Source organism: Microcoleus sp. LAD1_D5 (assembly GCF_036702115.1).
In the GTDB taxonomy this organism is placed as follows: Bacteria; Cyanobacteriota; Cyanobacteriia; order Cyanobacteriales; family Microcoleaceae; genus Microcoleus.
In genome coordinates this window covers 1-3,559 of the sequence record NZ_JAUBSA010000158.1, presented here as the reverse complement: position 1 = coordinate 3,559, position 3,559 = coordinate 1, and the positions used below count along the sequence as shown (strand labels likewise).

The 3,559-nt window shown below is 49.1% G+C and carries 3 protein-coding genes and 1 riboswitch; all 3 genes read right to left on the bottom strand.

Annotation, left to right across the window (positions count from 1 at the left end; all coding sequences use genetic code 11):
• Window positions 1-245: 245 nt before the first annotated feature.
• The 3 genes from QUA70_RS28195 to cobG all read right to left on the bottom strand — a co-directional run bounded on the left by QUA70_RS28195 (window position 246) and on the right by cobG (window position 3,254).
• A complete protein-coding gene (locus QUA70_RS28195) occupies window positions 246-956 on the bottom strand; it encodes a precorrin-2 C(20)-methyltransferase (RefSeq protein ID WP_333351034.1) in 711 nt (236 codons plus the stop codon).
• Window positions 953-1,582 (bottom strand): precorrin-8X methylmutase, encoded by a 630-nt coding sequence (locus QUA70_RS28190; protein ID WP_333351035.1) that lies wholly within the window; start codon window positions 1,580-1,582, stop codon window positions 953-955. The genes QUA70_RS28195 and QUA70_RS28190 overlap by 4 nt, the downstream gene beginning before the upstream one ends.
• Window positions 1,583-1,730: 148 nt before the next feature.
• Entirely contained in the window at window positions 1,731-3,254 is a 1,524-nt protein-coding gene (gene cobG / locus QUA70_RS28185; protein WP_333351037.1) for a precorrin-3B synthase, read from the bottom strand.
• Between the two features lie 8 nt (window positions 3,255-3,262).
• Window positions 3,263-3,342: riboswitch (adenosylcobalamin-variant (AdoCbl-variant) riboswitch) on the bottom strand.
• Window positions 3,343-3,559 lie beyond the last annotated feature (217 nt).

Here is a 3,559-nt window from a genome sequence, read left to right as displayed (position 1 = left end):
TGTAAGGTTGTTGTCATTTGTTTATGATTGCTTTATTTGGTTTTCAATGTTCGTGACGGCTTTGTGTTCCGCCATGTTAATAAACATAAAGCATATTCTAAGGTTTGTAAAGTATTTTAACAACAGATTAACTGATGTAAGTTATAAGGTTAAGTTATCAATCTGAAGAAAACTGGATAAAGAGGTAAGAATGCACAAAAAAGTAGGTAAAGCCTGGAAGCGCGTCGCCTTCAGGCATGGAAATATTAAGATACAGACTTTTGCTGGCTGGGTATCATAATGAGAGCCCAATAGGGAACTTCAGCGGGATCGACATCTGCGATCGCCCGAATTCGCTGATTAGGCATAGTTGCGCGTTCTATATACAGTGCTCGATCGAACTGTCCCAACTCAATCAGCACGTCCCGGACTTTCGCAAAATGCCGGCCCAGCTTAATAATCACAGCAGCATCAACAACCGCCAGTCGATCGCGCAAAACCTCAGCATCCAGCGTCGCAGGCATAATACTTAACACATCGTTACGATAAGTCAGCGGCACTCCCAACGCAGCCGCACTCGCCATTGTCGAAGAAATTCCCGGCACAACTTCAGTGGTAAATGTCCCCGACAAACGGTTGAATAGATACATAAACGAGCCGTAGAGAAAAGGTTCCCCCTCACATAGCACCGCCACATCCAGTCCCTCGCTCAGATGTGTGGCAATTTTCTCGGCAGCAATATCATAATAAGGTTGAGACGATCGCGTCGGACTAAAAGGCAGCGGCATCGGAATCTCAATTTGCTCCGGGCGCAGATAATCTGCGACGATCGCCCGCGCCAGCACCTTACCATTTTCCATCGCCGGATAGGCAATCACCGGCACCGATTGCAAAATCCGATAAGCTTTCAATGTGATCAGTTCTGGATCGCCAGGGCCAATACCCAAACCGTACAATTTACCAGTAGCCTTAGTCATAATTCATCCTTTTTCGCTAACGCATTCACGGCCGCCGTTGCCATTGCACTGCCACCGCGCCGCCCGTGCAACGTAATAAATGGCACTCCCCGACTGTTGGCGGCCAGTTCGGCTTTGGATTCGGCAGCCCCCACAAATCCTACCGGGAAACCCAGAATTAAAGCCGGTTTGGGTGCTCCGGCATCCAGCATTTCCAGTAGGCGGAACAAAGCAGTCGGGGCATTGCCGATCGCCACAACCGCACCCTGCAAGTTGTCCAGCCATAAATCAAGCGCCGCCGCCGATCGAGTATTTCCCATTTGTCGCGCCAACTCCGGGATTTCGGAATGCCAGAGAGTGCAAATCACCGGATTGTCAGCGGGAAGGCGTTTGCGAGTGATGCCTTCGGCCACCATCCGGGCATCGCACAGGATGGGCGCACCTGCTGAGAGGGCTTGGTGTCCGCAGGTGGCGGCCCCGGGCGAAGCTGCTAAATCTGCAACAATATCGGTCATGCCGCAACTGTGAATTAGTCGCACGGCTACCGATTCTAAATCGGGCGGCAAGCTTGACAAATCTGCTTCGGCTCGAATTGTGGCGAAGGATTTGGTGTAGATTTCTGTTCCGTCTCGAATGTAGTCAATCATTGTTTAAAACTGCTATGGGAAGTTTGTGAGATTTGTGACATAGATTTTTTGAATGAACCGCGAAGGCGCGAAGGACGCGAAGGAAGAAACATCAAGAGAGATAGAAAGAGAAGTGATTAAAAATTGTCAGTTTGAATCGGATATTTTTTTACTTGAAATTCCCATTTTCGGTGCTGAATAACTGCTGCAATTGGTCGATAGCCCACCGATCGACAAACTCACCAAATGACTCCAAAGGCTCTCGAAACCGCTGATACACCCGCAACATTTGCTCGATCGCACGGGGCATCTCGATCGCACTCACCGCCGGAAAAATTGGTCGCCCGAAGGGCAAATCTTTTCTACCCGCATAAATGTCGTAACCTTCGATCGTCTCGTCTCCTCCCTCAATCTGAATTCCCACCAGCGTGATATCAATTGGCCGGTGCTGGGCGCAGGACTTTTCGCAACCGCTGAAATGAATGTTAATCGGTTGGTCGATCGTCAATTTTTGCGCTAAATCCCTCGCCATTGCTAGGGCGTGACTTTGAGTATCTGTCGCAGCAGACGCACAGCCGCTGCTGCCGGCACAAGCCACCAAGCACGAATCTAGGCCAGTCGCCGAGTAGTGCAATCCCAAATCGGCGACTTGCTTTTTTACCTCAAAAAGCTGGGAGTTGGGGATATCAGAAATCAACAGATTTTGCCACGGCGTAAGTCTCACGGTACCGCTGGCTAGCTTTTGGGATAAATTCGCCAAATTCCGCAGTTGCTTTGATTCTAGCCTACCGAGAGGCAGTGCAATTCCCATGTAGGAGAAACCGGACTGTTGCTGAGGATAAATGCCGAGATGTCGGTGATGGGTGATGGATTTTTCAGATGAGGCATCTTGGCTGTTTTTGGGAAAGGTGCAAGATGTGAATTGCCATAAAAATGGTAAATTCTGCTGTACCCTTTCTAGATAACTTTCAGCGCCCCAATCTGCCAGCAGGTGACGCAATCGCGGTTTTTTGCCATCAATTCGAGGTCGATTTTTGGTGTATTCAAGATAGGTGCTAGCGAGGGCGGCTAATACTGAAATACATTGCGATTCTTGGATTAAAATTCCTGTATCGCCGTTTAAATGCAGCCGAAAAAAGATTTGTGATTGGGTTGAAAGCCCTTCCGCAGCTAATAAAATATCGTTACGCAAAGCCTGGATCGAAACCGATTCCCCGCCATCCAAGCCAATGCTGAACTTAGGCGAAAGTTCCGACAATTCGGGATGCGTTTGCAGGTAATCATCCCAAGCTTTCACTAGCGGGCGAGTATCCAGTAACTGCTGGCGATCGATCCCTGCTGTCGGGCTTGCCATAATATTGCGAATCGGGTCAACTTCAACGCGGCGAGACGCTATCCCCAATTCCTGCAAGCGGTTCCAGACTTCCGCGACAATTTCCGAGTTCACTTCTCGGATTTGCAAATTTGCCCGATTTGTCACTTGCAAACAGCCGGTACTGTATTGATCAGCCAAATCCGCGATCGTCTGACACTGCTGCGCGTTTAAAATTCCCCCCGGAATCCGCATTCTCGATAAAACTCCGTCTCGGGCTTGGGAACCATAAAATAAACCCGGACAAGTTGGCAAATCAGTCAAAGCTAACAAATAATCTCCTCCCCGTGCTACGCAGGGAATCCAAAAGTAAACGCCCACAAAGCGCCCCCGAAATCGGCATTCTGACTTTTACAGTTGCGGCACAGCGCCGGAATTGCACCGGACTTTCCCGCTTTCAGGTTTTAGAAAGGTATCACGAGCTGACCTACAGAAAGCAAAACCCTCAACTTTCTTAACAAAACCCCTGGCGATGGCGTCGGGCCCCGCAAGCTACGGCCCTGTCTCTCCTCTCATCAGCTTTCCTAATCGCAGTCATCAGTTTAACTGTCGCCACACCCCTTTACAAACGTTAACAATACCGTTAATAATAGAAACATCATCCGAACATTGACAACCAAATAAAG

Excerpts from the sequence above, each read along its gene's own strand:
- QUA70_RS28195 (WP_333351034.1), bottom strand. The coding sequence starts at position 956 with ATGACTAAGGCTACTGGTAAATTGTACGGTTTGGGTATTGGCCCTGGC.
- QUA70_RS28190 (WP_333351035.1), bottom strand. The coding sequence starts at position 1,582 with ATGATTGACTACATTCGAGACGGAACAGAAATCTACACCAAATCCTTC.